This window comes from Streptomyces sp. NPDC030820 (genome assembly GCF_055572075.1).
Map to the genome: position 1 here is coordinate 15,591 of NZ_JBVIEB010000007.1, position 23,580 is coordinate 39,170.

The following is a 23,580-nucleotide window of genomic DNA, read 5'->3' on the forward strand; positions in this document are numbered from 1 at the left end:
GGGTGCGTACGTTCGCACATGCCCCGGGTCGGCTGCCACGGTCACGCTCCTGTCATCCAGCGGTCTCGCAACCCCGCCAGCACCGCGATCGACACCGCCAGCAGGACCAGGCTGAGGGAGATCGCGGCGTCGGGGTCGTTCTGCAGGGCCAGGTAGACCGCGAGGGGCATGGTCTGGGTGCGGCCGGGGAAGTTGCCCGCGAAGGTGATCGTCGCGCCGAACTCGCCGAGCGCACGCGCCCAGGCCAGGACCGCGCCCGCCGCGATGCCGGGCGCGATCAGCGGCAGGGTGACCCGGCGGAACGCGGTGAGGCGGGACGCGCCGAGCGTGCTCGCCGCCTCCTCGAAGCGCGGGTCGGCCGCGCGCAGGGTGCCCTCGACACTGATGACCAGGAACGGCATTGCGACGAACGCCTCCGCGATCACGACCCCGCTGGTGGTGAACGGCAGCGTGATCCCGAACCAGGCGTCCAGCGCCCTGCCGATCACGCCGTTGCGGCCGAGGGCCAGCAGCAGTGCCACACCGCCGACCACCGGCGGCAGCACGAGGGGCAGCGTCACCAGGGCCCGTACAAGGCCTCTACCGGGGAACTCTGTACGGGCCAGCAGCCAGGCCAGCGGCACGCCCAGGACGAGGCTCACGGCCGTTGCCGCTGTGGCGCTGACCAGCGACAGCTGGAGTGCCTGCCACACCTCCGTGCTGGACAGCTGGTCCGGCAGACTGCGCCAGGGCGCCCGGATGACCAGCGCGACCAGCGGCACCAGCAGGAACGCCAGCGCCAGCAGGCCCGGCAGCAGCAGCGGCAGCGGCACCCCGCGCCGGCCCCCCGTGCCGACGCGGCGACGCCGCGGCCGGTCCGTGCGGGGACCGGTCGCGGCGCCGGGCTTGTGGAGCGAGGTCACGGCTTGAGGAACCCTGCCTCGCCGAGCACCTTCTGGCCCTCGGCGGACTGCACCAGGGCGATGAACGCCTTGGCCGCCTGGGCGTTCGGCGCGTTCTTCAGCAGGACGATCGGGTAGGCGTTGATCGCCTGGGCGGACTCGGGGAACTCCACGCCCTGCACCTTGCCACCCGCGGACTTCACATCGGTCTTGTAGACGACCGCCGCGTCGGCCTCCTTCAGCTCCACCTTGTTGAGGGCGGACTTGACGTCCTGCTCGTAGGAGACCGGGGTGAGCTTGAGCTTGGCGGCGTCCAGGGCCTTCTGGGCGGCGGCGCCGCACGGCACGGTCTTGTCGCACAGCACGACCTTCAGGCCGGACTTGGTGAGGTCCTTCAGGGAGGACACCTTGTCGGGGTTGCCCGGCAGGGTGGCGATCTCCAGCTGGTTGCGCACGAAGGTGGCCGGGGTGCCGGCCGCGTCCTTCTTGTCCGTCACGATCGCCATCGTCTTGGGGCTGGCAGCGGCGAAGACGTCCGCCGGGGCACCGCCGGTGATGCTCGCGGCGAGGGTGTCGCTGCCGCCGAAGTTGAAGCTGACCTTGGTGCCCGGGTGCTGCTGCTCGAACTCCTTGCCCAGGGTCGTGAAGCCCTCCTTCAGGGAGGCGGCGGCGAACACGGTGACGTTGCCGGACAGCTTCGGGGAGGCGGAGTTCGACGTGTCCGACTTCGCGTTGGACGAGTCCGAGGAGGAGCAGGCGCTGAGTGCCATCAGGGCGGCGGCTCCCGCACCGGCCAGCTGCAGCATCCGCCGGGTCCGGCGCACGGAACGGGTCATCACGGATCTACTCCTCAGGTTCTGTGGAACGACTGTCGCGCCCTGGCACGGTCGGAAGCACCGGCCGTGCGGCGATGATACTGCCGCATCTGCCAGCTATGAGTCTCCTGTCTCATCGCATGAGCTGCGAACTTGTGACTTGTAGCTTGCATGTGCGTTTGCACGGTGCGCCGCGGCGGGTACGGTGCTGCGGGAGGTGGTCGCAGGTGACGCTCGCGGAACTCGCCCTGACCGGCGATCTGGCCCGCCCCGCCCGGCTGACCGTGCCGGACCTGCTCCGCTGGCCGCAGCACCGGGTGGACGTCAGCTTCGAGTGCGCGACCAGCGGCATCCAGCACCACCGGTTCGCCGGCCCGCGCCTGTACGACGTCCTGGCCGACGCGGAGCCCGGCTTCGACCCGGCGCGGCGCAAGGACCGGCTCCGCTTCCTCATCGCCGTCAGCGGGACGGACGGCCACCACGCCGTGCTGTCCTGGGCCGAGATCGACCCGGACTTCGCGGACGCGCCCGTCCTGCTGGGCGTGCGCATCGACGACACCCCGCTGCACGCGGCCGGGCCCCAGCTGGTGCTCCCGCAGGACCGGTGCGGGGCCCGGCACATCAGCGGGATCACGGCGATCCGGGTGGACGGCGGCTACCGCTGCGCCGGTCCAGCGCCCGCCGCACCAGGCCACGCAGCAGCGGCACCTCGGTGAACCGGCACAGGTTGCCCTTGAACTCCGGGGGGAAATCGGCCAGTTGGTCCTCGGTCAGGGCGGCCGCGGTCATCGGGACTCGGTGCGCTGCCGGCCGTGCCGGCCGTGCCGGCCGTGCCGGCCCGCCGGGAGGACGGCACGGTGGAGGCGGTGCTACGCCGGTGCGGACTGCCGGAGGCGAGGGTCGTACCAGGTTCGTCGCGGACGCGGAGGGGCAGCTGTCCGGTGTGCCGGTCGGCTGGGTGGAAGAGGTGTGGCCGTCGGTCGCCGACTGCGTGCCCGGTGTCGGCATGCCCGCGGCGGCGCCCTAGGGGCCCGGCGGAGCGGGTCCGTTACGCCCTGGCCTCGGCCCGCACCACCGCTCCCGACGCCTCCCGCCTCACCGACGCCCTGCTCACGGGGGTGCCGGCCGATGTGCGTGCCGCCTTCAGCCGTACGGTCCTCGGCCCGTTGCCGGAGGCCGACCGGCCCGCCACCGCCGTCCTGCTGTGCCGGTGACGGCAGGGTGAAGGGTCAGACGCGGTCGATGTGCACGTTGGTGGACTTCACGCGCGCGGTGGCCTCCATGCCGACCTCCAGGCCCAGTTCCTCGACGGCCTCCCGGGTCAGCAGCGACACCAGCCGGTGCGGGCCCGCCTGGATCTCCACCTGGGCGGCGACGTCACCGAGCTTGATCGCCGTGACGATGCCGGGGAAGGCGTTGCGGACGGAGGTGTAGGAGGCGTCCTCCTCGCCACCGCCCGCCTTGGCCAGCTCGACCGAGAACGCGGCGAGATCCCTGCCGTCGATGAGCCGCCGCCCGGAGTCGTCGCGATGGGTCGCCACCCGGCCCGCGTCGGCCCAGCGACGGGCGGTGTCCGGGCTCACGCCGAGCAGCCGCGCCGCCTGGCCGATCGTGTAGGACTGCATGCCGGTCACGATAGGGCCACACCGGGGGAACCGTGGACATGGGGTTGGCCGTTGGGTATAACGCGATATAGCGTTAGTTCGGGACGATGGGCCCTGCGGGGACGTGCTGAATCGGGGTGAGGGTATGGCGGCCGAGCTGCTGCACACGGAGATGCCGTCGGGGCTGCGTGCCTCGCACGCGGACCGGGACCGGGTGGTGGACGTGCTGACGGGCGCCGCGGGCGACGGCCGGATCACCGCGGAGGAGCTGGAGGAGCGCGTGACGGTGGCGCTATCCGCGCGCACGCTGGGCGAACTGGCCGCGCTGACGGCCGACCTGCCGGACACCGCCGGCGCCGCACCGGCCAAGGACGTCGTGCGGATCGAGCAGCAGGGCGCATCGGCCGTGCGCACGGACGGCTGGGCGGTGCCGCGCCGCATGGAGATCGCGTCCGCCTGGGGAGACGTGACCCTCGACTTCTCCAGCGCGGAGATCACGCACGACACCCTCCGCATCGACCTCGACATGCGCGGCGGCACCCTGCGGCTCATCACTCGGCCCGGTGTCGTCGTGGACGCCGACGCGCTGGTGATCGGCTACGGCAAGACCAAGGTGCGGTCCGTCGGCGATCCCGGGGCGCCGACCGTGCTCCGCGTGGAGATACACGGCCGGCTCAGCCTCGGGTGTCTGGAGGTACGGCCGCCCCGGCGCTGGTTCGGCAGGTAGACCCCGCCGCTGTCTGTCGCCGTCGGGGTCCGCCGGGTCTCAGCCGGTGTGCACCCGCGGCCGGCGCTCCCGGTTCGGTTCCGCCTCGCGCAGGACCTCACGGGTGACCGGGGCGACCTCGCCCTGGCCGAAGAGGAAGAAGCGGAGGAAGTTGGCGAAGGGGTTGCCCTCGGTCCACTCGAAGTAGATGTGCGGGGTGCAGCCGGTCATGTCCCGGACGTGCAGGAGGAGGGCCGCCAGGGCGTTGGAGATCGAGGCGGACTCCAGGGTCAGCACGCGGTAGCGGTTGTGCAGGACCTCGCCGCGGACGCTCAGACCCGCCTCGAACTCGGAGGGGTCGGTGACCGTGACCTCGACGAAGACGAAGTCCTCCTGCTCCGGCATGTCGTTGTCGGCCCGGATCTGCTCGACCTTGTCGCGGTACTCGGCCTTGTCGCGATGGCCGGGCTCGTTGGCGATGAACCGTATCTTCCGGCTGGCCATGTCCCGGATGAATCGTTCGGCCATCGGGTCGAGGGTCACGCTCGTCACACGCAGTTCGAAGGCACGGGCCAGCCGGGACAGCAGCGAGACCAGGATGATGCCGGCGATGAAGCAGGCACCGATCTTCACACCGTCCGGGCGCTCGATGACATTCGCGACGGTGACGTAGAGCAGGACGGCCGAGACGACCGCGAAGCCGATGGTCCAGCCGCGCTGGGCGGCCCTGCGGGCGGCGATGGTCACCGCGATCGCCGCGGAGGACATCAGGACCAGCACACCGGTGGCGTAGGCGCCGCCCTGCGCGTCGACGTCGGCGTCGAAGATCCAGGTCACCAGGAAGGCGACCAGGGTGAAGACGAGGACCATCGGGCGCACGGCGCGGGCCCAGTGCGGGGCCATGCCGTAGCGGGGCAGATAGCGCGGCATGAGGTTGAGCAGGCCGGCCATCGCGGACGCGCCGGCGAACCACAGGATGGCGATGGTCGACAGGTCGTAGACCGTGCCGAAGGCGCCGCCGAGGTACTCGTGCGCCAGGTACGCCAGCGCGCGGCCGTTGGCCTTGCCGCCGGACTTGAACTCGTTCGCCGGGATCAGCACCGTGGTGATGAAGCTGGTGGCGATCAGGAACACGCTCATGATCAGCGCGGCGGCCGTCAGCAGCTTCTTGGTGTCGCGGATCCGGCCCTTGGGGTTGTCCTCGGTGTCGTCGGGGTCGCCCTGGACGTGCGGCATGACGGCGACGCCGGTCTCGAAGCCGGACAGGCCGAGGGCGAGCTTGGGGAAGACCAGCAGGGACACGCCGATCATGGCGAAGACGTTGCCGTGCTGGGTGGTCAGCGCGCCGGTCCAGTCGGTGACCACATGCCCGGCGGTGAGCACGTGCCACAGCCCGACCACCACGACCACGGCGTTCAGGGCGAGATAGACCACCACCAGGGCGACCGCGACGCCGATCGCCTCCAGGAAGCCCTTGAGGAACACCGCGCCCAGCAGGGCCACCAGCAGCAGCGTGATCAGCATCTGCTGGCCGTGCAGCGCGCTTGTCAGGTGCGGGTTCTCGATCAGGTGGGTGGAGGCGTCGGCGGCCGACAGGGTGATGGTGATCAGGAAGTCGGTGGCGGCGAAGCCCAGCAGCGTCAGGACGAACAGCTTGCCCTTCCAGAAGGACAGCAGCCGCTCCAGCATGGCGATGGAACCCTCGCCGTGCGGGCTCTCCTCGGCCACTCTGCGATAGACGGGCAGGGCGCCGGCGAGGGTGACGACCACGAGGACCAGGGTGGCGATCGGGGAGAGCAGACCGGCCGCCAGTGCCGCGATGCCCGGCTGGTAGCCGAGGGTGGAGAAGTAGTCGACACCGGTCAGGCACATCACCCGGTACCAGCGCTGACCCTGGTGCGGGGGTTCCGGCTCGGCGTGGGGCCCGGCCTGGCCGCCGTGCTTGCCCATGTCGGAGAGCCCCTCCAGCATCCAGTTGCGCAGGCGACTGGGAGGGGGGTGCTCGGTCGTGGCCATCAGTGGGCTCCTGTGTGCGGCTCAGCTCTTTCCGGCCATCACTCGGACGGCGGGCACCAGCGTATGCAGAGAGTGACGTCTGGGCCCACGGATCCGGGGTGGGCGGGCGTCAATCTTGCGTTAAGAATGGCGTGGGAGCGGCAGAGCTGCATCGAGAAGGGGAGGCCGGAGAGGTTCGCCGAGGGCACGGCCGCCCGGTCGACGGCCCGCGGTTCGCAATCGGGGGCGGCCACCGAGCGTCATTGTCCTGGGAGCCGTGGAGATCCACCGACGGTCGGGTCGCAGGGCGGTCGTGCCGCACAGGAGGGTGCCGACGGCCTCGGCCACCCAGGCGCCGTCGAGCCGATGCCACAGCCGGCGGGCCGTTTCTTCACGCAAGCCCAGCGCACCCGGCGCATCGAGACCTGGACTCGGCGGCGCCTCATCGCGCTGTCAACGCGCCGGGGCCGGCCTCACAGGCGCCGGAGGTCCATGCGCAGATGCCAGGTGTTGCGCCGGTGGACGGACAGCAGCTCCGACTCCAGCGGGGACGGGGGCACCGCGAGCACCGGGCAGACCGCGTGCGCCAGACAGTGCCGGGAGACGCGGCCCGAGAAGGCGCGCTGCAGACCGCGCCGGCCCGCGCCCACCACCAGGACGTCGTCCTCCCGGTCCGCGGTCGCCACCAGCGCCGGGCCCGGGGCGCCGCGGACGACGACCGCGTGCATCGGCACACCGGGGGCGTCTCCGCCGAAGATCTCCTCCAGTACCGAGACCAGCCGCTGTCTGGCCAGCCGCTGCCAGTCCTCCACCAGCAGACCGGCGGCGGGGGAGCGGCGCGCGGCGGGGTCACCGCCCGGCGGCTCCCAGGCCAGCACCGGCCACAGCTCCGCTCCCAGCCGGCGGGCCAGCGCGGTGGCCCGCCGCAGAGCCGTGACGCTGCCCAGGGAGCCGCTCACACCGACCACCACCCGAGCCGTCGCCGAGGCGTCGTAACCGGACATCGCTCCACCGTTCCTCGCGGGCGACGCCGGAGTGTCTCGCGCGCGGACGTGCCCGCCCTGCAAGGCCGTTGCTTTCTTCCATCCCACTCCCGTACCGGCGATTCGACCAGTGGGGCGGACGGTGTCTTTTCCACGGCAGCCGGCACGTGCGCTCACTAAGATTCGGCGCCGCAGTCGAAACTTTCGACTGCCTGTTGGGGGCGAACCATGCGGACCTACGACAACCCCGTCCTCCCCGGCTGCGTCCCGCTGTTCCACAGCCGGGACCTGGTGCACTGGCGTCAGATCGGCAACGTCCTCGACCGGCCGGGCCAGTTGGCGCTGCCCGACGCGACACCGGCCTCGGGCGGCATCTAGGCGCCGACGATCCGCCATCACGACGGGCTCTTCCACGTCGTCACCACGAACGTCAGCGCAGGAGGCACCTTCCTCGTCACTGCGAGCGTCCCGAGGGCCCCTGGTCGGACCCGGTGTGGATCGACCTGCCCGGTATCGACCCCGACCTGGCCTGGGACGAGGACGGCTCCTGCTGGTGCGCCGCGGCCGGGGTCACCGTGGCCCGGATCGACCCGCGCACCGGCGCGGTGCTCGAAGGCCCGCTGCCGATGTGATCCGGCACCGGCCCCAGGGACCCCGGGGCACCGCATCTGTACCGGATCGGCGACTGGTGGTACCTGCTGCTCGCCGAGGGCGGGACCGCGCTGGGGCACGGTGTCTCGGTCGCCCGTGCCCGCTCGCCGCGCGGCCCTTGGGAACCGGCCCCCGGCAACCCGCTGCTGTCCCACCGCGGCACCGGCCTGCCGATCCAGCGCACCGGCCATGCCGACCTGGTCGGGGCGGCCGACGGCACCTGGTGGATGCTGCTGCTCGGCACCCGGCCGCGCGGTTACTTCCCCGAGTTCCATGTGCTGGGCCGGGAGACCTTCCTGGTCCCGGTGGAGTGGGCCGACGGCTGGCCCCGGGTGGGCCCGGTGCGCGAGCAGCATCCCGCGCCGGCCGCCTGGGCCCCGCTCGAACTGCCGCCGGTGCGTGACGACTTCACCTCGCCGGTGCTCGCGCCGTACTGGATATCCCCGCGCCGCAGGCCCGAGGGGTGCTGGTCGCTGACCGAGCGGCCCGGCCGGCTCACGCTGACCGCCGGCGGGGACAGCCTCGACCGGCCCGGGCACACCTTCGTCGGCCGCCGCCAGCAGCACCACGACTGCCGGGCCGCCGCGCGGCTGGAGGACTGGACGGGCCGGGCCGGGCTGTCCGTCCGCCTGGACGAGGACCATCACTACGACCTGGAAGCGGGCGCGGGGCACGGCCCGCGAGCGGGAACCGTGGCCGTGATCGCCCGGATCGGCCCTCTGCGGCAGCGTGTCGCCGAACTCCCGCTGCCCGCCGTCCCGTTCACCCTGGCCGTCGACATCCGCGCGAACCGCGACCCCGGACCCGGGAACGGCCCCGACACCGTCGCCTTCTCCGTCGAAACTTACGAGGGATCCGTCCGACTGGCCGAACTGGACGGCCGTTATCTGTCCACCCAGGTGGCCACCGGATGCACCGGCCGTGTCATCGGCATGTACGTCACCGAGGGCCTCGCGGCCTTCGACTGGTTCGACTACGCGCCCGCAACCTCCTGCGCGACACCTTGACGCTCCCCACGCGCGTTTCTAGAGTCGCGGTCCGGAACGTTCGAGATTTTCTTCGAATGTTTCGGAACACCACCTCTGCGAAGCAACTCCGAAACTTTTCGAAGGAGCGCAAGATGGGCGACCCTGCACTGTCCCGCCGCGGCTTCCTGGCGGCCTCCGTCGCCGCCGGTCTCGGTGTGACCGCACTCAGCGGCTGCGGCGGCGACTCGGACGGAGGGTCGTCCTCGGGGACGACCACGATCGAGTGGTGGAACATCTCGACCACCGAACCCACCAAGACCGTATGGGCTGGTCTCGCCAAGAAGTTCGAGGCGCAGAACCCCAAGGTCAAGGTCAAGATCGTCCAGTTGGAGAACGACGCCTACAAATCCAAGATGACCGCGCTGACCGCCTCCGGGAAGCTGCCGGACATCTTCCACACCTGGGGCGGCGGCGTGCTCAAGCAGCAGGTGGACGCGGGGATGGTGGAGGACCTCACCGACCGCACCAAGCCCTGGGCCGACGGACTGCTGTCGGTGGCCAAGCAGCCGTACCTCCTCGACGACAAGCTGTACGGCATCCCGTTCGACATCGGCATGATCGGCTTCTGGTACAACAAGGCGCTCTTCAAGAAGGCCGGGATCAGCGCGCCCCCGACCACCTGGAGCGCCTTCCTGGACGCCGTGAAGAAGCTCAGGTCCGCCGGGATCACCCCGCTCGCGCTGGCCGGCAAGGAGAGCTGGACCGGCATGTACTACTGGGCCTACCTCGCGATGCGGACCGCCGGTGTCGACGCCCTGCAGAAGGCGAACGAGAAGAAGGACTTCGGCGACGCCGGCTTCGTCCAGGCCGGGCAGCACCTGAAGGACCTGGTCGGCCTCCAGCCCTTCCAGAGGGGCTTCCTCGGGGCCGCCTACTCCTCCCCGACCGGGCAGGCCGCGACCGTCGGCAACGGCAAGGCGGCCATGGAACTCATGGGCCAGTGGGCGCCGGTCGTGGAGGCGGACGCGGGCAAGGGGCTCGGCGCGGACCTCGGCTTCTTCCCGTTCCCCGAGGTCGAGGGTGGCGCCGGCAAGATCACCGAGGTGTTCGGCGGAGGCGGCGGCCACGCCCTGCGCAAGGGCGCCCCGCAGGCGGCCGTGGACTTCCTGAAGTTCTTCGCCTCCGAGACCACCGACAAGGAGCTGGTGAAGAAGACCGGTGTCCTGCCCGTCGTACCGGCGGCCGAGAGTGCCCTCACCGACCCCAACATCAAGGCCGTACAGGCCCAGTTGAAGGGCGCCACCGGCTTCCAGCTCTACCTCGACCAGGCCTACGCCCCCGCCCTCGGACAGCAGGTCAACGACAGCGTGGCCGGACTGATCGCCGGGTCCAAGTCCCCGCAGCAGGTCACGGACGCGCTCACCAAGACGGCGAAGGAAGAGCAGTAGGCCGCCCGATGACCTCCACCTTCCTCCCGGATCAACAGGGTGAACGGGGCAGGCGGAGCGGACCCGAAGCCGTCCTGCCGGCCCCTGTGGCCGGCGCCGGCCGGCAGCGCCTCCGCCGGCGCGCGCTGCACTGGCTCACCGCCGTCGCCCTCCAACTGCCCGCCCTGGTCCTCTTCGGCGTGCTGGTCCTGCTGCCGATCCTGTTCGCGCTGTACGCGTCCTTCTTCCGCTGGGGCGGCTTCGGGATGCCCTCGGACTACACCGGTACCGACAACTTCAGCCGTCTGCTGCAGGATCCGGTCTTCCTCGGCGACCTGTGGCGCATGCTGCTGCTGGTCGTGCTGTCGCTCGCGCTGCAGCTGCCGTTCGCGCTCGCCATGGCCGTACTGCTCAACCAGAAGGTGCGCGGCCGGGCGGTGTACCGGATGCTGTTCTTCGCGCCGTACGTGCTCTCCGAGGCCATCACCGGCGTGTTGTTCAGCATGCTCTTCGCTCCGGACCAGGGTCTCGCCGACCACGTCCTCGGCGCGATCGGGCTCGGCGGGCTCGGCGGCCAGTGGTTCGCCGGCACCTCCACCGTGCTGGCCACGCTGTTCCTCGTCATGACGTGGAAGTACTTCGGCTTCCACATGATGCTCTACCTGGCCGGACTGCAGTCCATACCGGCCGAGTTGACCGAGGCGGCGATCGTCGACGGCGCGAGCCCCTGGCAGCGTTTCCGGCACGTCACGCTGCCGCTGCTCGCGCCCACGCTGCGGATCAGCGTCTTCCTGTCCGTGATCGGGTCGATCCAGCTGTTCGACCTGGTGTGGGTGGTCACCGCGGGCGGGCCCGACCACCACTCCGAGACGATGGCCGTGACCATGTTCCAGTACGGCTTCAAGCGCTACCAGGTCGGCTACGCCAGCGCGATCAGCGTGGTCATGTTCGCCGTCAGCCTCGTCTTCGCCCTCGCCTACCAGCGGTTCGTCCTGCGCCGCGACCTCGAAGGGGCCACCACGAACATGAGGGGAGCCGGAACATGAGTGCCCGCCGCAGGGGTCGTACGCTCCCCTTGCACGTCGTCCTGGTGGCGGTCGGCGCCGTCATGGCCGTACCGCTGCTGTACGCGCTGCTCTCCGGCTTCAAGTCCACCGACCAGCTCTCCCGCAACCCGGTCGGGCTGCCCAGTCCGTGGGTCTTCTCCAACTACGGCGACATCCTCGGCTCGGGCTCCTTCTGGCGGCTGGTCGGCAACAGCACGCTGATCGCGGTCGGTACGACGGTCATCGTCGTCGCGGTCTCGGCGCTCGCCGCGTTCTCCTTCGCGCGGTTCGCCTTCCGGGGCCGGGAAGTGCTGTTCACGCTGTTCACGATGGGGCTGATGTTCCCGTTCGCGGTGGCGGCGCTGCCCCTGTTCCTGCTGCTGCGCTCGATGGGACTGCTGGACAACCCGCTGGGTGTGATCCTGCCGCAGGCCGCGTTCGGGCTGCCGATGACGATCATCATCCTGCGCGGCTTCTTCCGGCAGATCCCGGGCGAACTGGAGGAGGCGGCCACGCTCGACGGCTGCGGACCGCTCGGCTTCTTCTGGCGGGTGCTGCTGCCGATGGCCCGGCCCGCGCTCGGGACGGTCTGCGTGCTCGCCGTCGTCACCAGCTGGAACAACTTCTTCCTGCCGCTGCTGGTGTTCACCGACAACACCTGGTGGACCATCCCGATCGGCGTGCAGCAGTTCCAGGGCCAGTACTCCGCCGACACCGCACGCGTCTTCGCCTACCTCGTCCTCGCCATGGTCCCCGCCCTGGCCTTCTACTCCGTCGCCGAACGCCAGCTCGTCGGCGGCCTCACTGCGGGCGCCACAAAAGGCTGAACACCCCTCCGAGAGACAGGAGTCGCACCATGCCCAGCACGAGCACGCGTCTCAGACTCGCCGGCGCCCTCGCGGCCGCCCTCATCGCCACCGGACTCGCCGCTCCCGCCGCCCAGGCCCACGAGCGGCAGCCCAGCCTCGCCGACCTCGCCGAGCGCCACGGCCGCTACTTCGGCAGCGCCACCGACAACCCCGAACTCACCGACGGCGCCTACACGAAGATCCTCGGCACCGAGTTCGACATGATCACGCCCGGCAACGGCATGAAGTGGTACGCCACCGAGCCCCAGCAGGGCGTCTTCGACTGGACCAACGGCGACCAGATCGTGAACCTGGCCCGGAAGAACCACCAGAAGGTCCGCGCCCACACCCTGGTCTGGCACAGCCAGCTGCCCGACTGGCTCACCTCCAGGCAGTGGAACGCGAGCGAGCTCCGCGCCGTGCTGAAGAAGCACATCACCACCGAGGTACGGCACTACCGGGGCAAGGTGTACTCCTGGGACGTCGTCAACGAGGCCTTCAACGAGGACGGGACCTATCGCGAGACCCTCTGGTACAAGACCCTTGGCCCCGGTTACATCGCCGACGCACTGCGCTGGGCCCACGAGGCCGACCCGCACGCCAGGCTCTACCTGAACGACTACAACATCGAGGCGGTCGGCCCGAAGAGCGACGCCTACTACGCGCTGGCCAAGGACCTCAGGGCCGAGGGAGTGCCGCTCGACGGCATCGGCCTCCAGACCCATCTGGCCCTGCAGTACGGCTATCCCAGCAGCCTGGAGGACAACCTGCGCCGCTTCTCCGCTCTGGGCCTGGACACCGCGCTCACCGAGGTCGACATACGGATGCAGCTGCCGGCGACCGAGGAGAAGCTGGCCGAGCAGGCGAGCTGGTACGAGAGACTGACCAGGGCCTGTCTGGCCGTCCGCCGTTGCGTGGGCGTGACCATCTGGGACTACACGGACAAATACTCCTGGATCCCGGCCTTCTTCCCGGGCGAGGGCGCCGCCCTGCCCTGGGACGAGCAGTTGCACCCCAAGCCGGCGTACCAGGCGCTGCGGGACGCTCTCCGATAGCGCCCGGCTACCGACCGTAGCCGACCCCGGAGGCACGTCAGGGCCGGTGCGCACCGGATGGGTGCGGCCGGCCCCTCGGGTCGTTCGCCCGCGCTCCGCTCAGGCAGCGGTCATCACATGCTCCGCACCGAGCGGGCGGTGCGGGGCGATGATCCGGCCGTCGGGCAGCAGCTCACCGGTGTCCTCGAAGAGCAGGACGCCGTTGCACAGCAGACTCCATCCCTGCTCCGGGTGGTGCGCCACGAGACGGGCGGACTCCCGGTCGGCGGACTCGGCTGGTGGACACGGCGGCTGGTGCTGGCACATGGGTGGGATCTCTCGCTCTGTCGTGGTCATGGCCGTCCCCCGTGGTGATAAGTCGGTCGGAACCCAGTGTTGCCTTCTCGGCGCCATTCCGCAGGGATTTCGCAGCACCGCTTCTCACAGGTTCATGACGCGTCACCCGCCCGGACGGTTCAGTCCAAGTGCCCTGTCACTTCGGGTGGTTCGCAGTGGTCGGATCGGGCTAGTCCCTGCAGGCCAGACCCCTGATATGAACGTACCCCGCTTCCCTTGCGGGCAAGCGGGGTACGCGGGTGTCCGGTCAGGCGGGCGAGCCGAGCACGGGCGGGCCGAGCAGTGGCAGCGGAGTCGCGCGATGGGTCAGCACCGGAAGCAGCTCGGTGACCCGGAACGGGCGGTGCGCCGGTATGCCGGGCGGCGTCGGCGCCAGCGGGACGAGCAGATCGGTACCGGCCGGGTGTCCCTCGGCTCCGTCGGCCGTGAGGTCGCCGTGCAGCCACAGGGTGAGCATGTACAGCCCGGGGATGGACAGCAGTCGGGCCTGGTAAGGATGTTGCAGCGCCTCCGCCTGCTGCAGGGCGCGTTCGGTGGAGGGGACGTACGGGCCCTCGAAGAAGTGCGAGAAGGCCCAGCCGTCGGGGGTCAGCATGGTCTCCGCCGCGGCCACCGCCCGGTCGCCGCAGCGGATCAGGAAGCGCCAGCCGGCCAGCCGGGTCGTGGACAGGCCCGGTGCGGTGATGCGGTCCAGTACGTGCACGGGCAGCGGGAGTTCGGGGGTCGTCGGCCCCTGCGCGGCGCGCAGGGAGGGGGTGCGGGCCTCACGCACCGCGGTGGGGGAACCGAGGGCGGTGAGGACGGAACGCAGGGCAGGCGCGGGGGCAGGGGGCACGTGCAGCGGCATGTGGGTCGCCTCTCTCGTTCGACAGGCGCGGCGGCGCGAGGAGGGATGGGGGCGGACGGCGCTGTCTGCTCACGGGAAGGCCGGAAGGGTGGAGGCCCAAGTCGGTGCACATGGGTGCGGCTCGGCCTGCCGCCCGTCTCCGGGACGGCCTGGACACGGCAGGAACCAGGACCGAGGCGTCAACCTTCTGCCTTGTGGGCGAAGTTTATATGACGCATGTTCGGCCGTTGTTTCGTCTATCTCATTTCGGGAAGTCATGCAAGGCGGTAATACGCCGACGATTTGCGGGATTCCTCCCGATTTCCGGACCGTCCCGCCGCCGCTGACCTCGGAATACGCACCGGTAACGGTCGGCCGAATGTCGTCGGCGTTTTTCACGAGGTGCTGGGGGAACCCGAGGTGCAGGCTGACGCATGCCCCGTGAATGTGCCGCGGGGAACATTCCGACAGAGTAGCGGGTGGCCGGCCCGCGCGGGGCGTTATCGATCGCTTTCCACGGGGCATCATCCCCCGTGCACCCGGGAGCCCGGCGGCCGGACCGTCGGCCCGCCCATCCGAGGAGGGACACTTCGATGGGGGAGAAGGTCGTGGCGGGGCAGTTCGACCTGTCCGATCGCCAGCGCTACCGCGAAAAGCTTCAGAAGTGCCTCACGGGACTGGAGCGACTGCTGCGGGAGAAGCGATTCGATCGTCCCAAGAACCTCATGGGAGTCGAGATCGAATTGAATCTCGCCGGGCCGGATGGTATGCCGAAAATGTTGAACGGGCAGGTACTGGAACGCATCGCGAGCCGTGATTTCCAAACAGAACTCGCCATGTTCAATCTGGAAGTCAACATAGCCCCACACCGCTTGGGCGGACGCGTATTCGACCGGCTCGCCGAGGAACTGCGCACCTCGCTCGCCTACGCCGACCGCAAGGCGGGCGAGCTGGCCGCCGGCATCGTCATGATCGGCATCCTGCCCACGCTCGACCGCGACGACCTGGTCTCCTCCAACCTCTCCGAGGTGGACCGCTACACCCTGCTCAACGACCAGATCGTGGCCGCGCGCGGCGAGGACTTCCGGCTCGACATCGAGGGCGTGGAGCACCTCGTCTGCACCTCGAAGTCGATCGTCCCCGAGGCCGCGTGCACCTCCGTACAGCTGCACCTCCAGGTCACCCCGGCCCGGTTCGCGGACGTGTGGAACGCGGCGCAGGTGGCGTGCGCCGCGCAGATCGCCGTCGGCGCCAACTCTCCGTTCCTGTTCGGTCACGAACTGTGGCGCGAGTCCCGGCCCCCGCTGTTCCTGCAGTCCACCGACACCCGCCCGCCGGAGCTCCAGGCCCAGGGCGTACGGCCGCGCACCTGGTTCGGCGAGCGGTGGATCAGCTCCGCCTACGACCTGTTCGAGGAGAATCTGCGCTACTTCCCGGCGCTGCTGCCCATCTGCGACGACGAGGAGCCACTGGAGGTCGTCGAGGCGGGCGGCACGCCCCGGCTGGCCGAACTGGTGCTGCACAACGGCACGATCTACCGCTGGAACCGGCCGGTGTACGGCATCGCCGACGGCGTCCCGCACCTCAGGGTGGAGAACCGGGTGCTGCCGGCCGGGCCGACCATCACCGACGTGATCGCCAACGCGGCCTTCTACTACGGCCTGGTCCGCGCCCTAGCCGAGGAGTCCCGCCCGGTGTGGACCCGGCTGTCCTTCGCGGCGGCGGAGGCCAACTTCGACGCCGCGTGCCGGTACGGCATCGACGCGCGGTTCGTGTGGCCCCGGCGGGGACGCTACGGCGGCACCGGCGAGGTCGACGCGGTCACCCTGGTCCGCGACGAGCTGCTGCCGCTGGCCTCGGCCGGGCTGGACGCATGGGGCGTGGAGGCGGCCGACCGGGACCTCTACCTGGGCGTCATCGAGGAACGCTGCCGACGCCGGGTGAACGGGGCGTCCTGGCAGGCGGCCACGTTCCACCGGCTCCTGGAACAGGGCCTGACCCGCGAGGCCGCGCTTGCCGCCACGACGCGGCGCTATGCCGAGCTGATGCATGTGGGGGAGCCGGTGCACATGTGGCCGGTGGGGCTGCCGGAGGCGGTTCCGCTCGGCTGATCAGCGGGTGGACGGCGCAGTTGCCGGGGTGCTCGGCCCGCTGCGCGGTGCTTGTCTCCTTCTGCGATCCTTGCCAGGCAGAGGTGGGCCAGGGGGCCCGTGAGCCGGATGGAGGCAGGGGTGCAGGTGGAGGCTGACTCGGTGGCCGGTGCGGGTGTGCGGCAGCGCGACCCGCGGCGCATCCTGCGGGACGAGACACTGCTCGTCCTGGCGCTGTCGCTGGGCGCGAGCGGGGTCTCCGCCCTGATCAGCTTCATCGGCGCGGTCACCAAGCCGGGCGGTCTGAAGGACCAGGCGGCCACCCTCAACGCCTCGGCCGCGCCCGGCCGCCCCTGGCTCGACCTGGCCTGGCAGCTGTTCGGCATCGCCAGCGCGCTGGTCCCCGTCGCCCTGGTCGCCCACCTGCTCATCCGCGAGGGCGGCAGCCTGCGCACCCTCGGCTTCGACCGCACCCGGCCCTGGCCCGACCTGGGCCGGGGTGCCGGAGTCGCGGCCGTGATCGGCAGCACCGGGATCGCCTTCTACCTGGCCGCCCGCGGCCTCGGTTTCAACCTCACGGTCGTGCCCGAGGCGCTGCCGAACGTGTGGTGGAAGTTCCCGGTGCTGATCCTGTCCGCCCTGCAGAACGCGATCCTCGAAGAGGTCATCGTCGTCGGCTATCTGCTGCGCAGGCTGGGCCAGTTGGGCTGGACCCCGGGGACCGCGCTGGTCGCCAGCGCGGTCCTGCGCGGCTCGTACCACCTCTACCAGGGCGTCGGCGGCTTCATGGGCAACATGGTCATGGGCGTGGTGTTCGTGTACCTGTACCGCCGCTGGGGACGGGTCGGTCCGCTGGTCGTCGCCCACTCCCTGCTCGACATCGGCGCGTTCGTCGGCTACGCCCTGCTCGCGGGCAAGGTGGGCTGGCTGCCGACGGCCTGAGGGCCGGGGTCATGCGTGCAGTTCGCCCTCGATCACCGTGACCGCGCGGCCGCTGAGCAGGGTGCGTTCGCCGCGCAGGCCGGTGCGCACCAGGCCGGTGCGGGGTGAGGCCTGCAGCCCGGTGAGGTCGTCGCGGCCCAGGCGCGCGGACCAGTGCGGGGCGAGCGCGGTGTGGGCGCTGCCGGTGACCGGGTCCTCGTCGATGCCGACGTTCGGGAAGAAGCAGCGCGAGACGAAGTCGTAGCCGCGGGACGGGTCGTCGGCCCGGGCGGTGGCGATGATGCCGCGCGCGGAGTAGGCGCCGAGGGACTTGTGGTCCGGCGCCAGGCCGAGGACCGTCTTCTCGTCGGCCAGCTCCAGCAGCAGGTCGCCGACGTTCGGTCCGGTGTCGAAGGCGGCGAGCGGCTGGGCGCCGAGGGCCTCGGCGACCCCGGCCGGGATCTCGGCCGGGGTGAGCGGGGCCGTCGGGAAGTCGAGGGTGATGGAGCCGTCCTCGGCGGGCGTGGCGATGAGCACGCCGCTGCGGGTGGCGAACCGCACCGGTCCCTCGTGGGCGCCGGTGGTGTGCAGGACGTGGGCGGTGGCGAGCGTGGCGTGCCCGCACATGGCGACCTCGGCGACGGGCGTGAACCAGCGCAGCGCCCAGTCCGCCTCGCCGCCCTGGGGCAGCCGGTGGGCGAACGCCGTCTCGGCGTGGTTGACCTCCATGGCGACGTTGTGGAGCCAGTCGTCGTCCGGGAAGACGTCGTCCAGGAGCAGGACTCCGGCCGGATTGCCGGCGAAGGGGCGGTCGGTGAAGGCGTCCACGATTCGAATGCGCATGGCGTCGACGCTAGTGGCGCGACGGCAGCACGCCCAAGGCCAATTCACGAACGCCGGCATGCGTTGCGCACGGTCGCGGCCCGCGGCCTTGTCCAGGGGGCGAGTTGGGCGAGTCCGAACGAGACCTCCAGCACGAGGAAGGGCCACAGCACCCCGGGCCCGCCGTGCGCCAGCGCATACGCCTGCCACAGGGAGAAGAGGGCGCGGGCGATGCCGTCGAGCAGGCCGTGCAGGGGGAGGGGCCGTACGACGCGCAGGACGGACCAGACCACGACGACCGAGCCCATCAGGTTGGCGTACAGGGTCTGCAGGGGGGTGAGCGTGGGCATGGTGCCGAGGCCGGCCGCGTCGCCTCCGGCCGACAGGAGGCGGTGCAGCAGGGCGTAGGTCCACGGTGTGGCGAAACCGGCCGTGACGATCAGGTCGTACCAGCCGCTGGCACGGACAAGGCGCAGATAGGCGGGGGAGGCAGGGGTCATCGGGGACTCCTCGGGGAAGGCTCGCTCGGGCGCCGCCCACGCTAAACAGCGGAGTACGCTCCAAGGTCAAGTCGAGCCGGCGGGGGGAGTCATGCGCATCGGAGAACTGGCCGCGCGCACCGGGCTGTCGAAGGACACCCTGCGCTTCTACGAGCGGATCGGCCTGCTCGACGGCGACCGGCTGCCCAACGGCTACCGGGACTTCCCGCCGCAGACCGTGATCTGGCTGCGCTACGTCCGCACCGCTCAGGCGCTCGGTTTCACCCTGGCCGAGATCGCCCGGCACGGCGAGGAGCTGCGGGACGCCCCGGACAGCGCGGAGGCCCTGTCCGCCCTCCTCGAGGACAAGATCCGGGTCATCGACGAGCGCATGGCCGAACTGACCGCACTCCGCGCGGACCTCACCTCACGGGTCGGCACCGGCTGCCCGCTGCGGGGGGAGGGCCGGAGCGACCGGGGTGCGCGGGACACCTCATCCTGGTCGGCGTGAAACAGCTCGATGGTGCCTGCGTGATCCGCTATGGCTGGACCCGTGACGGCATCGTCACCGTCGCGGGCATCGTCCTGTTCATCGGGGTGTGCTTCCTTCCGCACATGGAGCCGCCCGGCGACGATCACATCGAGTTGTTCGTCAGCCCGGTCGCCGTCTGGATCGCGGCGATGTCCTCCAGCCGCCGCAGGACCGTGCGTGTGGACAAACAGGGCATCACGCTCTATCGCTTCCTTCGCTTCCGCCGGTCCGAGTTCGTGCCGTGGTCCGAGGTCGCGGCGGTGGAATGGTCGGCCGAGCAGCCGCCCTTCGGGCGCGGAAGCCACCTGGAAGTCCATCGCCGGAACCCCGGCCCGGCCGCCGCTCGGCCCTCGACCGCTGCCGAGGTGACAGCGCTCGACACCTACCTCGCCACTCAGGTCGACCCCGAGTTCGTCGAGACGTTCCGGAACACCGTCCGGATCAGACGCGCCACGACCTTCTGCCGTGTCGACCCCGCCCACCTGGCCACCGTTCTGGCCCGCCTCGCCCCCGACGTCCGGCGCTTGGGCGACCTCGGCGACTTCGGGTGACTGCGGCCGCCGGGCCGAGACCTGTTCACGGCTGGGCCTCGGCGGCGAGCGGCGTGGCGACGCCAAGGGCCACGGCGAGAGGCTTGTCATGCGATCGGTTCCGATATATCGTTGAGGCATCGCGAACGATACGCGATGCATACGTGACAGATCGTCGATGGAATGGAGTGATCGCGATGCGTACCCACGGATACGAGCACGGACATCGGCACGAGGGCCCCGGCTCGCGGGGCATGGGTGGATTCGACCGGCGGCGGGCCGCTTTCGGGCCCTTCGGCCCGGGCGGTCCGGGGTTCGGTCCCGGCGGCCCCGGTTTCGGAGCAGGCCCCTGGGGACCCAGGGGGCGTGGTGGTCCGAGGGGGCGGGCGCGGCGCGGTGATGTGCGGGCCTCGATCCTGGCCCTGCTCAAGGACCGTCCCATGCACGGCTACGAGATGATCCAGGAGATCGCCGAACGCAGCGGCGGCGCCTGGAAGCCCAGCCCCGGCTCGGTCTACCCCACGCTCCAGTTGCTGGAGGACGAGGGCCTGATCGCCAGCGAGAGCGAGGGCGGCAAGAAGCTGTTCGCGCTCACCGAGGACGGACGTGCCGCCGCCGACGAGGGACCGGACGCACCCTGGGAGGAGGCCTCGCGCGGGGTCGACTGGGAGGCCCTCAGCGAGATCCGCCAGGCCGGCTTCGGTCTGATGGAGGCCTTCAGTCAGGTCTGGAAGACCGGTAGCAAGGAACAGCGCGAGAAGGCGCTGGCCGTCATCAACGACGCCCGCAAGAAGCTGTACCTGATCCTCGCCGACGAGCACTGAGGCTCGTACGACGGACCGGGCGCCCCGTGCGACACCGCGCGGGGCGCCTTCGCGGGCCCGGACTCAGGCGACCAGGCCGGCCAGCTTGCGCAGCGACTCGTTCAGCGCGGCCGTCGCCGAGTCCTTCAGCTTGCCCGCCATCAGCGACACCGCCGCGCCGGTGAACTCGCCGTCGATCCGGACCGACGTGGCGTCGCCGTCGGGCGTGAGGGTGTAGCGGGTGGCGACCGTCACCGCCATCGGGCCCTTGCCCCGGATGGCCAGCACCCGGGCCGGCTCCAGCTCCTCGACGGTCCAGTCGACCTCGGCCGGGAAGCCCATCAGCTTCATGTTCTCCTGGAAGGTCCCGCCCACGGTCAGGCTCTCCGGGCCCCCCTTGGGAAAGCTGGTGTGGGTGGCGTTCCACTCCCCGTACGACGACCAGTCGGTGAGCTGGGCCCACACCTTCTCGGCCGGTGCCTGGATGCGTGCCTCCGCGCTGACTTCGGCCATGAGACCACCCCTTCGGATCGGGCGTAGCGGGCTAAGGTGTCGCGGAACGTAGCCGCAGGGACGCCAACATTCAATACTGATGAACCGTCAGAAATTCTGGGCGCACGGGTAGGGGCGCGGAGCGGTTGTGTACGGGGCGCCATAGCAAGGCGGCGCGCGCCCCTCGGGCCGGATCGCCCGAATCTCCTCCGTAAGGATGAGATCTCGAACGCCCGGGTCCACTCTGTGTGGGACGCGAAGATGGTTCCGCTCGTGGATGACTCGGCCCGTTGAGGCTGATGGGGTAGGGGTTGTGCAACCCCGTACAGCCCACTGGGCCGCCCATGACGAGGCGGCTGCGCACCCGGACGACGATGCCGTGCTCGGCGCCGAGCTGGCGGCGGTGATCGCCGGTGCCCGCCGGAGGGCCGTCCGGGACGGGGACCGCCAGACCGACACCGCCCATCTGCTGCACTCCCTCCTGGAGAACGATCCCGAGGTGCGCGCCGCAGTCGGCAGCCCGCAGCAGCTCGCCCGGCTGCTCGGCTACCTCGTGCAGCGCAGCATCGGCTACGGGCTGCGCTGGCAGGGCAGCGTCGAGGACTCCGGCGCGCTCCCCGCCGTCCCGGCCGCGGCCGTGCCCCGCGCACGCGAGCCGAGGGACGCCGCCGGCTGGTCGCCCACGGCCGCCGCCGCCCTCGCCGACGCCCGCGGGCGGGCCCGGCTGCGCGGCGAGCCCCGCGTCACCGGCCTCGACCTCCTGGCCGCGCTCACCGCGGACCCGGGTGCGCGGGCCGTCGAGGTCCTGGAACGCGCCGGCATCCGCGAGTTGAACCCCCCGGCCGCACCCGGCCCGGACGAGTACGCCGGCGACGGCGGCCCGACCCACTGATCCCGGCGGACGTCCAGCCCCTGAGACAGGTGTCAACGGGGGTGACGCTCATGTCGTCGCCTGTCATCATGTGCCGGTGCATACGTCAGAGAGCAGTCAGGGCAGCCGCGGCAAGGGCGTCGGGCTCGGTCTCGCGCTCGCTTCGGCGCTGGCCTTCGGCGGGTCGGGAGTCGCCGCAAAGCCGCTGATCGAGGCGGGACTCGACCCGCTCCACGTGGTCTGGCTGCGCGTGGCCGGCGCCGCCGTCGTCATGCTGCCCGTCGCCGTACGGCACCGCGCGCTGCTGCGCCGCCGTCCCGCGCTGCTCGCCGGGTTCGGACTGCTCGCCGTTGCCGGCGTCCAGGCCTGCTACTTCGCCGCGCTGTCCCGCATTCCGGTGGGTGTGGCGCTGCTCGTCGAGTACCTGGCCCCCGCGCTGGTGCTCGGCTGGGTCCGGTTCGTGCAGCGGCGGCCCGTGACGCGCGCCGCCGCGCTCGGCGTGGTCCTCGCGGCCGGCGGTCTCGCCTGTGTGGTGGAGGTCTGGTCGGGGCTGAGCTTCGACGCGCTCGGCCTGCTGCTCGCGCTCGGCGCCGCCTGCTGCCAGGTCGGCTACTTCGTCCTGGCCGACCACGGCGGCGACGCGGGCGACGAGGCGCCCGAGCCGCTCGGCGTCATTGCCTACGGCCTGCTCGTCGGCGCCCTCGTGCTGACGGTCGTCGCCCGCCCCTGGAGCATGCGCTGGTCGGTGCTGACCGGCTCCGCCGACATGAACGGCACCGCCGTACCGGCCCTCGCGCTGCTGGGCTGGATCGTGCTGATCTCCACCGTCGTCGCGTACGTCACCGGTGTGCTGTCCGTGCGCCGGCTGTCCCCGCAGGTCGCCGGTGTCGTCGCATGCCTGGAGGCGGTCATCGCGACCGTGCTGGCCTGGGTGCTGCTCGGCGAGCACCTGTCGGCGCCCCAGGTGGCCGGTGGTGCGGTCGTCCTGGTCGGCGCGTTCATCGCCCAGTCCTCGGCCCCCGCGAAGGGCTCCGCCGAGCCGGTGGCCGCAGGCGGGGCCGACCGGGAGATGCCGGCCCACGGTACGGCTGCCTGAGGCGGCCTCCGGGACATCGGCCCTGCGCAGGTGCGCGCCGGGCCGTGCTCCTCGCGCTCGTTTCGCCCGGGCCTGTCCGGGGACTACAGGGCCTTCAGGTAGTCCGGCAGCTCGATGCCCGGTGCCAGGTCGGCGTTGGGCAGCGGCGCGGCGTAGCCCTTCTGCAGCGGGACGACGCCGGCCCAGTGCGGCAGGGCGAGGTCCTCCGGCTCGTCGTTCGCGCCGCCGGTGCGGAGCTTGGCCGAGACCTGGTCCAGGTCCAGCCGGATCACCGCGGTGGCGGCCAGCTCCTTCTTGTTCGCGGGCCGGGAGTCGGCGGCGCGGCCCGGCACGACGTGGTCCACCAGCGCGTCCAGGGCCAGCCGCCGCTCCTCGGGGTCGGTGACCTGGTGCGCGATGCCGTGCACCACCACGGAGCGGTAGTTGATGGAGTGGTGGAACGCGGACCGGGCGAGCACCAGCCCGTCCACGTGGGTGACGGTCAGGCACACCGGCAGGCCCGGGTCGGCATCGCCGGTCATCCGCAGCGGGCGGGAACCGGTGGATCCGTGCACGTACAGCCGCTCGCCGACCCGGCCGTACAGGGTCGGCAGCACGACCGGGGCACCGTCACGGACGAAGCCGAGGTGGCAGACGTACCCCTCGTCGAGTATCGCGTGCACCAGTTCCTTGTCGTACGACGCCCGGTCCGCGGAGCGCGTGGGCACGGTGCGGTCGGTCGGGGTGTAGGCGGCGGCCTGGGTTTCCTCGGTCGTCCCCTGCATGACGGTTCCTCCATGGGCGAGCAACGGCGATCTGACGAT

At 71.2% G+C, this 23,580-nt stretch carries 26 protein-coding genes and 1 pseudogene; 16 read left to right on the forward strand and 11 right to left on the reverse strand.

Going from position 1 to position 23,580, the window contains the following annotated elements; all coding sequences use genetic code 11:
• Nucleotides 1-41 precede the first annotated feature (41 nt).
• The gene (modB, locus tag ACZ418_RS20095) at nt 42-902 is read right to left on the reverse strand and encodes a molybdate ABC transporter permease subunit (protein ID WP_468364460.1); all 861 of its coding nucleotides are present in this window, start codon (nt 900-902) and stop codon (nt 42-44) included.
• Nucleotides 899-1,717 carry a molybdate ABC transporter substrate-binding protein gene (gene modA, locus ACZ418_RS20100; RefSeq protein WP_468364462.1) on the reverse strand — a complete coding sequence of 273 codons (819 nt, stop codon included), beginning with the start codon at nt 1,715-1,717 and terminating at the stop codon, nt 899-901. Before modA ends, modB begins: the two co-directional genes overlap by 4 nt.
• A 206-nt stretch (nt 1,718-1,923) precedes the next feature.
• Here modA and ACZ418_RS20105 point away from each other — a divergent pair, with 206 nt between their 5' ends.
• The 3 genes from ACZ418_RS20105 to ACZ418_RS20115 all read left to right on the forward strand — a co-directional run bounded on the left by ACZ418_RS20105 (nt 1,924) and on the right by ACZ418_RS20115 (nt 2,910).
• Complete coding sequence (locus tag ACZ418_RS20105) at nt 1,924-2,412, forward strand: molybdopterin-dependent oxidoreductase (protein WP_468364465.1); 489 nt, start codon at nt 1,924-1,926, stop codon at nt 2,410-2,412.
• Between the two features lie 161 nt (nt 2,413-2,573).
• The gene (locus tag ACZ418_RS20110; RefSeq protein ID WP_468364468.1) at nt 2,574-2,723 is read left to right on the forward strand and encodes a hypothetical protein; all 150 of its coding nucleotides are present in this window, start codon (nt 2,574-2,576) and stop codon (nt 2,721-2,723) included.
• Complete coding sequence (locus ACZ418_RS20115) at nt 2,695-2,910, forward strand: hypothetical protein (RefSeq protein WP_468364470.1); 216 nt, start codon at nt 2,695-2,697, stop codon at nt 2,908-2,910. The genes ACZ418_RS20110 and ACZ418_RS20115 overlap by 29 nt, the downstream gene beginning before the upstream one ends.
• Before the next feature lie 15 nt (nt 2,911-2,925).
• Here the strand turns inward: ACZ418_RS20115 and ACZ418_RS20120 are convergent, their stop codons facing one another.
• A complete protein-coding gene (locus tag ACZ418_RS20120; protein WP_468364473.1) occupies nt 2,926-3,321 on the reverse strand; it encodes a TOBE domain-containing protein in 396 nt (131 codons plus the stop codon).
• Nucleotides 3,322-3,445: 124 nt separating this feature from the next.
• Between ACZ418_RS20120 and ACZ418_RS20125 the strand changes: the two genes are divergently transcribed.
• Nucleotides 3,446-4,027: a DUF1707 SHOCT-like domain-containing protein gene (locus ACZ418_RS20125; RefSeq protein ID WP_468364475.1), complete on the forward strand. Its 582-nt coding sequence runs from the start codon at nt 3,446-3,448 to the stop codon at nt 4,025-4,027.
• A gap of 39 nt (nt 4,028-4,066) precedes the next feature.
• On the opposite strand, the gene ACZ418_RS20130 is transcribed toward ACZ418_RS20125, so the two are convergent.
• Complete coding sequence (locus tag ACZ418_RS20130) at nt 4,067-6,022, reverse strand: APC family permease (protein ID WP_468364477.1); 1,956 nt, start codon at nt 6,020-6,022, stop codon at nt 4,067-4,069.
• 452 nt (nt 6,023-6,474) lie between these two features.
• The gene (locus ACZ418_RS20135) at nt 6,475-7,005 is read right to left on the reverse strand and encodes a universal stress protein (RefSeq protein ID WP_468364480.1); all 531 of its coding nucleotides are present in this window, start codon (nt 7,003-7,005) and stop codon (nt 6,475-6,477) included.
• Between the two features lie 207 nt (nt 7,006-7,212).
• Here ACZ418_RS20135 and ACZ418_RS20140 point away from each other — a divergent pair.
• The 5 genes and pseudogenes from ACZ418_RS20140 to ACZ418_RS20160 all read left to right on the forward strand — a co-directional run bounded on the left by ACZ418_RS20140 (nt 7,213) and on the right by ACZ418_RS20160 (nt 12,979).
• Nucleotides 7,213-8,642, forward strand: a pseudogene (locus tag ACZ418_RS20140) (glycoside hydrolase family 43 protein).
• A gap of 113 nt (nt 8,643-8,755) precedes the next feature.
• Nucleotides 8,756-10,051 (forward strand): extracellular solute-binding protein, encoded by a 1,296-nt coding sequence (locus ACZ418_RS20145; protein ID WP_468364483.1) that lies wholly within the window; start codon nt 8,756-8,758, stop codon nt 10,049-10,051.
• An 8-nt stretch (nt 10,052-10,059) separates the two neighbouring features.
• The gene (locus tag ACZ418_RS20150; RefSeq protein ID WP_468364485.1) at nt 10,060-11,076 is read left to right on the forward strand and encodes a carbohydrate ABC transporter permease; all 1,017 of its coding nucleotides are present in this window, start codon (nt 10,060-10,062) and stop codon (nt 11,074-11,076) included.
• Nucleotides 11,073-11,903 carry a carbohydrate ABC transporter permease gene (locus ACZ418_RS20155; RefSeq protein WP_468364487.1) on the forward strand — a complete coding sequence of 277 codons (831 nt, stop codon included), beginning with the start codon at nt 11,073-11,075 and terminating at the stop codon, nt 11,901-11,903. The genes ACZ418_RS20150 and ACZ418_RS20155 overlap by 4 nt, the downstream gene beginning before the upstream one ends.
• A 29-nt stretch (nt 11,904-11,932) precedes the next feature.
• Nucleotides 11,933-12,979, forward strand: coding sequence for an endo-1,4-beta-xylanase (locus ACZ418_RS20160; protein ID WP_468364490.1), 1,047 nt, complete (start codon nt 11,933-11,935; stop codon nt 12,977-12,979).
• A 99-nt stretch (nt 12,980-13,078) separates the two neighbouring features.
• On the opposite strand, the gene ACZ418_RS20165 is transcribed toward ACZ418_RS20160, so the two are convergent.
• Together ACZ418_RS20165 and ACZ418_RS20170 are read right to left on the reverse strand one after the other, a co-directional pair.
• Nucleotides 13,079-13,285 carry a DUF5999 family protein gene (locus tag ACZ418_RS20165; RefSeq protein ID WP_067045924.1) on the reverse strand — a complete coding sequence of 69 codons (207 nt, stop codon included), beginning with the start codon at nt 13,283-13,285 and terminating at the stop codon, nt 13,079-13,081.
• Between the two features lie 277 nt (nt 13,286-13,562).
• A complete protein-coding gene (locus ACZ418_RS20170; RefSeq protein ID WP_468364493.1) occupies nt 13,563-14,162 on the reverse strand; it encodes a hypothetical protein in 600 nt (199 codons plus the stop codon).
• A 572-nt stretch (nt 14,163-14,734) separates the two neighbouring features.
• Here ACZ418_RS20170 and ACZ418_RS20175 point away from each other — a divergent pair.
• A complete protein-coding gene (locus tag ACZ418_RS20175; protein WP_468364496.1) occupies nt 14,735-16,252 on the forward strand; it encodes a glutamate-cysteine ligase family protein in 1,518 nt (505 codons plus the stop codon).
• A 108-nt stretch (nt 16,253-16,360) separates the two neighbouring features.
• On the forward strand, nt 16,361-17,173 hold the full coding sequence (locus ACZ418_RS20180; protein ID WP_468365470.1) for a CPBP family intramembrane glutamic endopeptidase: 813 nt from the start codon (nt 16,361-16,363) through the stop codon (nt 17,171-17,173).
• A 9-nt stretch (nt 17,174-17,182) separates the two neighbouring features.
• On the opposite strand, the gene ACZ418_RS20185 is transcribed toward ACZ418_RS20180, so the two are convergent.
• Together ACZ418_RS20185 and ACZ418_RS20190 are read right to left on the reverse strand one after the other, a co-directional pair.
• Nucleotides 17,183-17,995 (reverse strand): PhzF family phenazine biosynthesis protein, encoded by an 813-nt coding sequence (locus ACZ418_RS20185; RefSeq protein WP_468364498.1) that lies wholly within the window; start codon nt 17,993-17,995, stop codon nt 17,183-17,185.
• Nucleotides 17,996-18,039: 44 nt separating this feature from the next.
• Entirely contained in the window at nt 18,040-18,474 is a 435-nt protein-coding gene (locus ACZ418_RS20190) for a hypothetical protein (protein ID WP_468364500.1), read from the reverse strand.
• A gap of 91 nt (nt 18,475-18,565) precedes the next feature.
• Between ACZ418_RS20190 and ACZ418_RS20195 the strand changes: the two genes are divergently transcribed.
• The 3 genes from ACZ418_RS20195 to ACZ418_RS20205 all read left to right on the forward strand — a co-directional run bounded on the left by ACZ418_RS20195 (nt 18,566) and on the right by ACZ418_RS20205 (nt 20,339).
• Entirely contained in the window at nt 18,566-18,964 is a 399-nt protein-coding gene (locus ACZ418_RS20195; RefSeq protein ID WP_468364503.1) for a MerR family transcriptional regulator, read from the forward strand.
• Nucleotides 18,961-19,536: a hypothetical protein gene (locus ACZ418_RS20200; protein WP_468364505.1), complete on the forward strand. Its 576-nt coding sequence runs from the start codon at nt 18,961-18,963 to the stop codon at nt 19,534-19,536. The genes ACZ418_RS20195 and ACZ418_RS20200 overlap by 4 nt, the downstream gene beginning before the upstream one ends.
• 176 nt (nt 19,537-19,712) lie before the next feature.
• A complete protein-coding gene (locus ACZ418_RS20205) occupies nt 19,713-20,339 on the forward strand; it encodes a PadR family transcriptional regulator (RefSeq protein WP_468364507.1) in 627 nt (208 codons plus the stop codon).
• A gap of 63 nt (nt 20,340-20,402) precedes the next feature.
• Here the strand turns inward: ACZ418_RS20205 and ACZ418_RS20210 are convergent, their stop codons facing one another.
• Nucleotides 20,403-20,831, reverse strand: a complete 429-nt coding sequence (locus ACZ418_RS20210) for a type II toxin-antitoxin system Rv0910 family toxin (RefSeq protein WP_468364510.1) — start codon at nt 20,829-20,831, stop codon at nt 20,403-20,405.
• A 292-nt stretch (nt 20,832-21,123) separates the two neighbouring features.
• On the opposite strand from ACZ418_RS20210, the gene ACZ418_RS20215 reads away from it, so the two are divergent.
• Nucleotides 21,124-21,702 carry a hypothetical protein gene (locus tag ACZ418_RS20215; RefSeq protein WP_468364513.1) on the forward strand — a complete coding sequence of 193 codons (579 nt, stop codon included), beginning with the start codon at nt 21,124-21,126 and terminating at the stop codon, nt 21,700-21,702.
• Nucleotides 21,703-21,772: 70 nt separating this feature from the next.
• Nucleotides 21,773-22,777, forward strand: a complete 1,005-nt coding sequence (locus tag ACZ418_RS20220) for an EamA family transporter (protein ID WP_468364515.1) — start codon at nt 21,773-21,775, stop codon at nt 22,775-22,777.
• A gap of 83 nt (nt 22,778-22,860) precedes the next feature.
• On the opposite strand, the gene ACZ418_RS20225 is transcribed toward ACZ418_RS20220, so the two are convergent.
• On the reverse strand, nt 22,861-23,541 hold the full coding sequence (locus ACZ418_RS20225; protein WP_468364518.1) for a pyridoxamine 5'-phosphate oxidase family protein: 681 nt from the start codon (nt 23,539-23,541) through the stop codon (nt 22,861-22,863).
• Nucleotides 23,542-23,580 lie beyond the last annotated feature (39 nt).

What these genes read in the sequence shown, in the direction of transcription:
- ACZ418_RS20130 (WP_468364477.1), bottom strand. Translation starts at nt 6,022, where the DNA reads ATGGCCACGACCGAGCACCCCCCTCCCAGTCGCCTGCGCAACTGGATG.
- modA (WP_468364462.1), bottom strand. Translation starts at nt 1,717, where the DNA reads ATGACCCGTTCCGTGCGCCGGACCCGGCGGATGCTGCAGCTGGCCGGT.
- ACZ418_RS20170 (WP_468364493.1), bottom strand. Translation starts at nt 14,162, where the DNA reads ATGCCGCTGCACGTGCCCCCTGCCCCCGCGCCTGCCCTGCGTTCCGTC.
- ACZ418_RS20185 (WP_468364498.1), bottom strand. Translation starts at nt 17,995, where the DNA reads ATGCGCATTCGAATCGTGGACGCCTTCACCGACCGCCCCTTCGCCGGC.
- ACZ418_RS20165 (WP_067045924.1), bottom strand. Translation starts at nt 13,285, where the DNA reads ATGTGCCAGCACCAGCCGCCGTGTCCACCAGCCGAGTCCGCCGACCGG.
- ACZ418_RS20175 (WP_468364496.1), top strand. Translation starts at nt 14,735, where the DNA reads ATGGGGGAGAAGGTCGTGGCGGGGCAGTTCGACCTGTCCGATCGCCAG.
- ACZ418_RS20190 (WP_468364500.1), bottom strand. Translation starts at nt 18,474, where the DNA reads ATGACCCCTGCCTCCCCCGCCTATCTGCGCCTTGTCCGTGCCAGCGGC.
- ACZ418_RS20155 (WP_468364487.1), top strand. Translation starts at nt 11,073, where the DNA reads ATGAGTGCCCGCCGCAGGGGTCGTACGCTCCCCTTGCACGTCGTCCTG.
- ACZ418_RS20160 (WP_468364490.1), top strand. Translation starts at nt 11,933, where the DNA reads ATGCCCAGCACGAGCACGCGTCTCAGACTCGCCGGCGCCCTCGCGGCC.
- ACZ418_RS20135 (WP_468364480.1), bottom strand. Translation starts at nt 7,005, where the DNA reads ATGTCCGGTTACGACGCCTCGGCGACGGCTCGGGTGGTGGTCGGTGTG.
- ACZ418_RS20210 (WP_468364510.1), bottom strand. Translation starts at nt 20,831, where the DNA reads ATGGCCGAAGTCAGCGCGGAGGCACGCATCCAGGCACCGGCCGAGAAG.
- ACZ418_RS20195 (WP_468364503.1), top strand. Translation starts at nt 18,566, where the DNA reads ATGCGCATCGGAGAACTGGCCGCGCGCACCGGGCTGTCGAAGGACACC.
- ACZ418_RS20145 (WP_468364483.1), top strand. Translation starts at nt 8,756, where the DNA reads ATGGGCGACCCTGCACTGTCCCGCCGCGGCTTCCTGGCGGCCTCCGTC.
- ACZ418_RS20205 (WP_468364507.1), top strand. Translation starts at nt 19,713, where the DNA reads ATGCGTACCCACGGATACGAGCACGGACATCGGCACGAGGGCCCCGGC.
- ACZ418_RS20180 (WP_468365470.1), top strand. Translation starts at nt 16,361, where the DNA reads ATGGAGGCAGGGGTGCAGGTGGAGGCTGACTCGGTGGCCGGTGCGGGT.
- ACZ418_RS20150 (WP_468364485.1), top strand. Translation starts at nt 10,060, where the DNA reads ATGACCTCCACCTTCCTCCCGGATCAACAGGGTGAACGGGGCAGGCGG.
- ACZ418_RS20125 (WP_468364475.1), top strand. Translation starts at nt 3,446, where the DNA reads ATGGCGGCCGAGCTGCTGCACACGGAGATGCCGTCGGGGCTGCGTGCC.
- ACZ418_RS20225 (WP_468364518.1), bottom strand. Translation starts at nt 23,541, where the DNA reads ATGCAGGGGACGACCGAGGAAACCCAGGCCGCCGCCTACACCCCGACC.
- ACZ418_RS20120 (WP_468364473.1), bottom strand. Translation starts at nt 3,321, where the DNA reads ATGCAGTCCTACACGATCGGCCAGGCGGCGCGGCTGCTCGGCGTGAGC.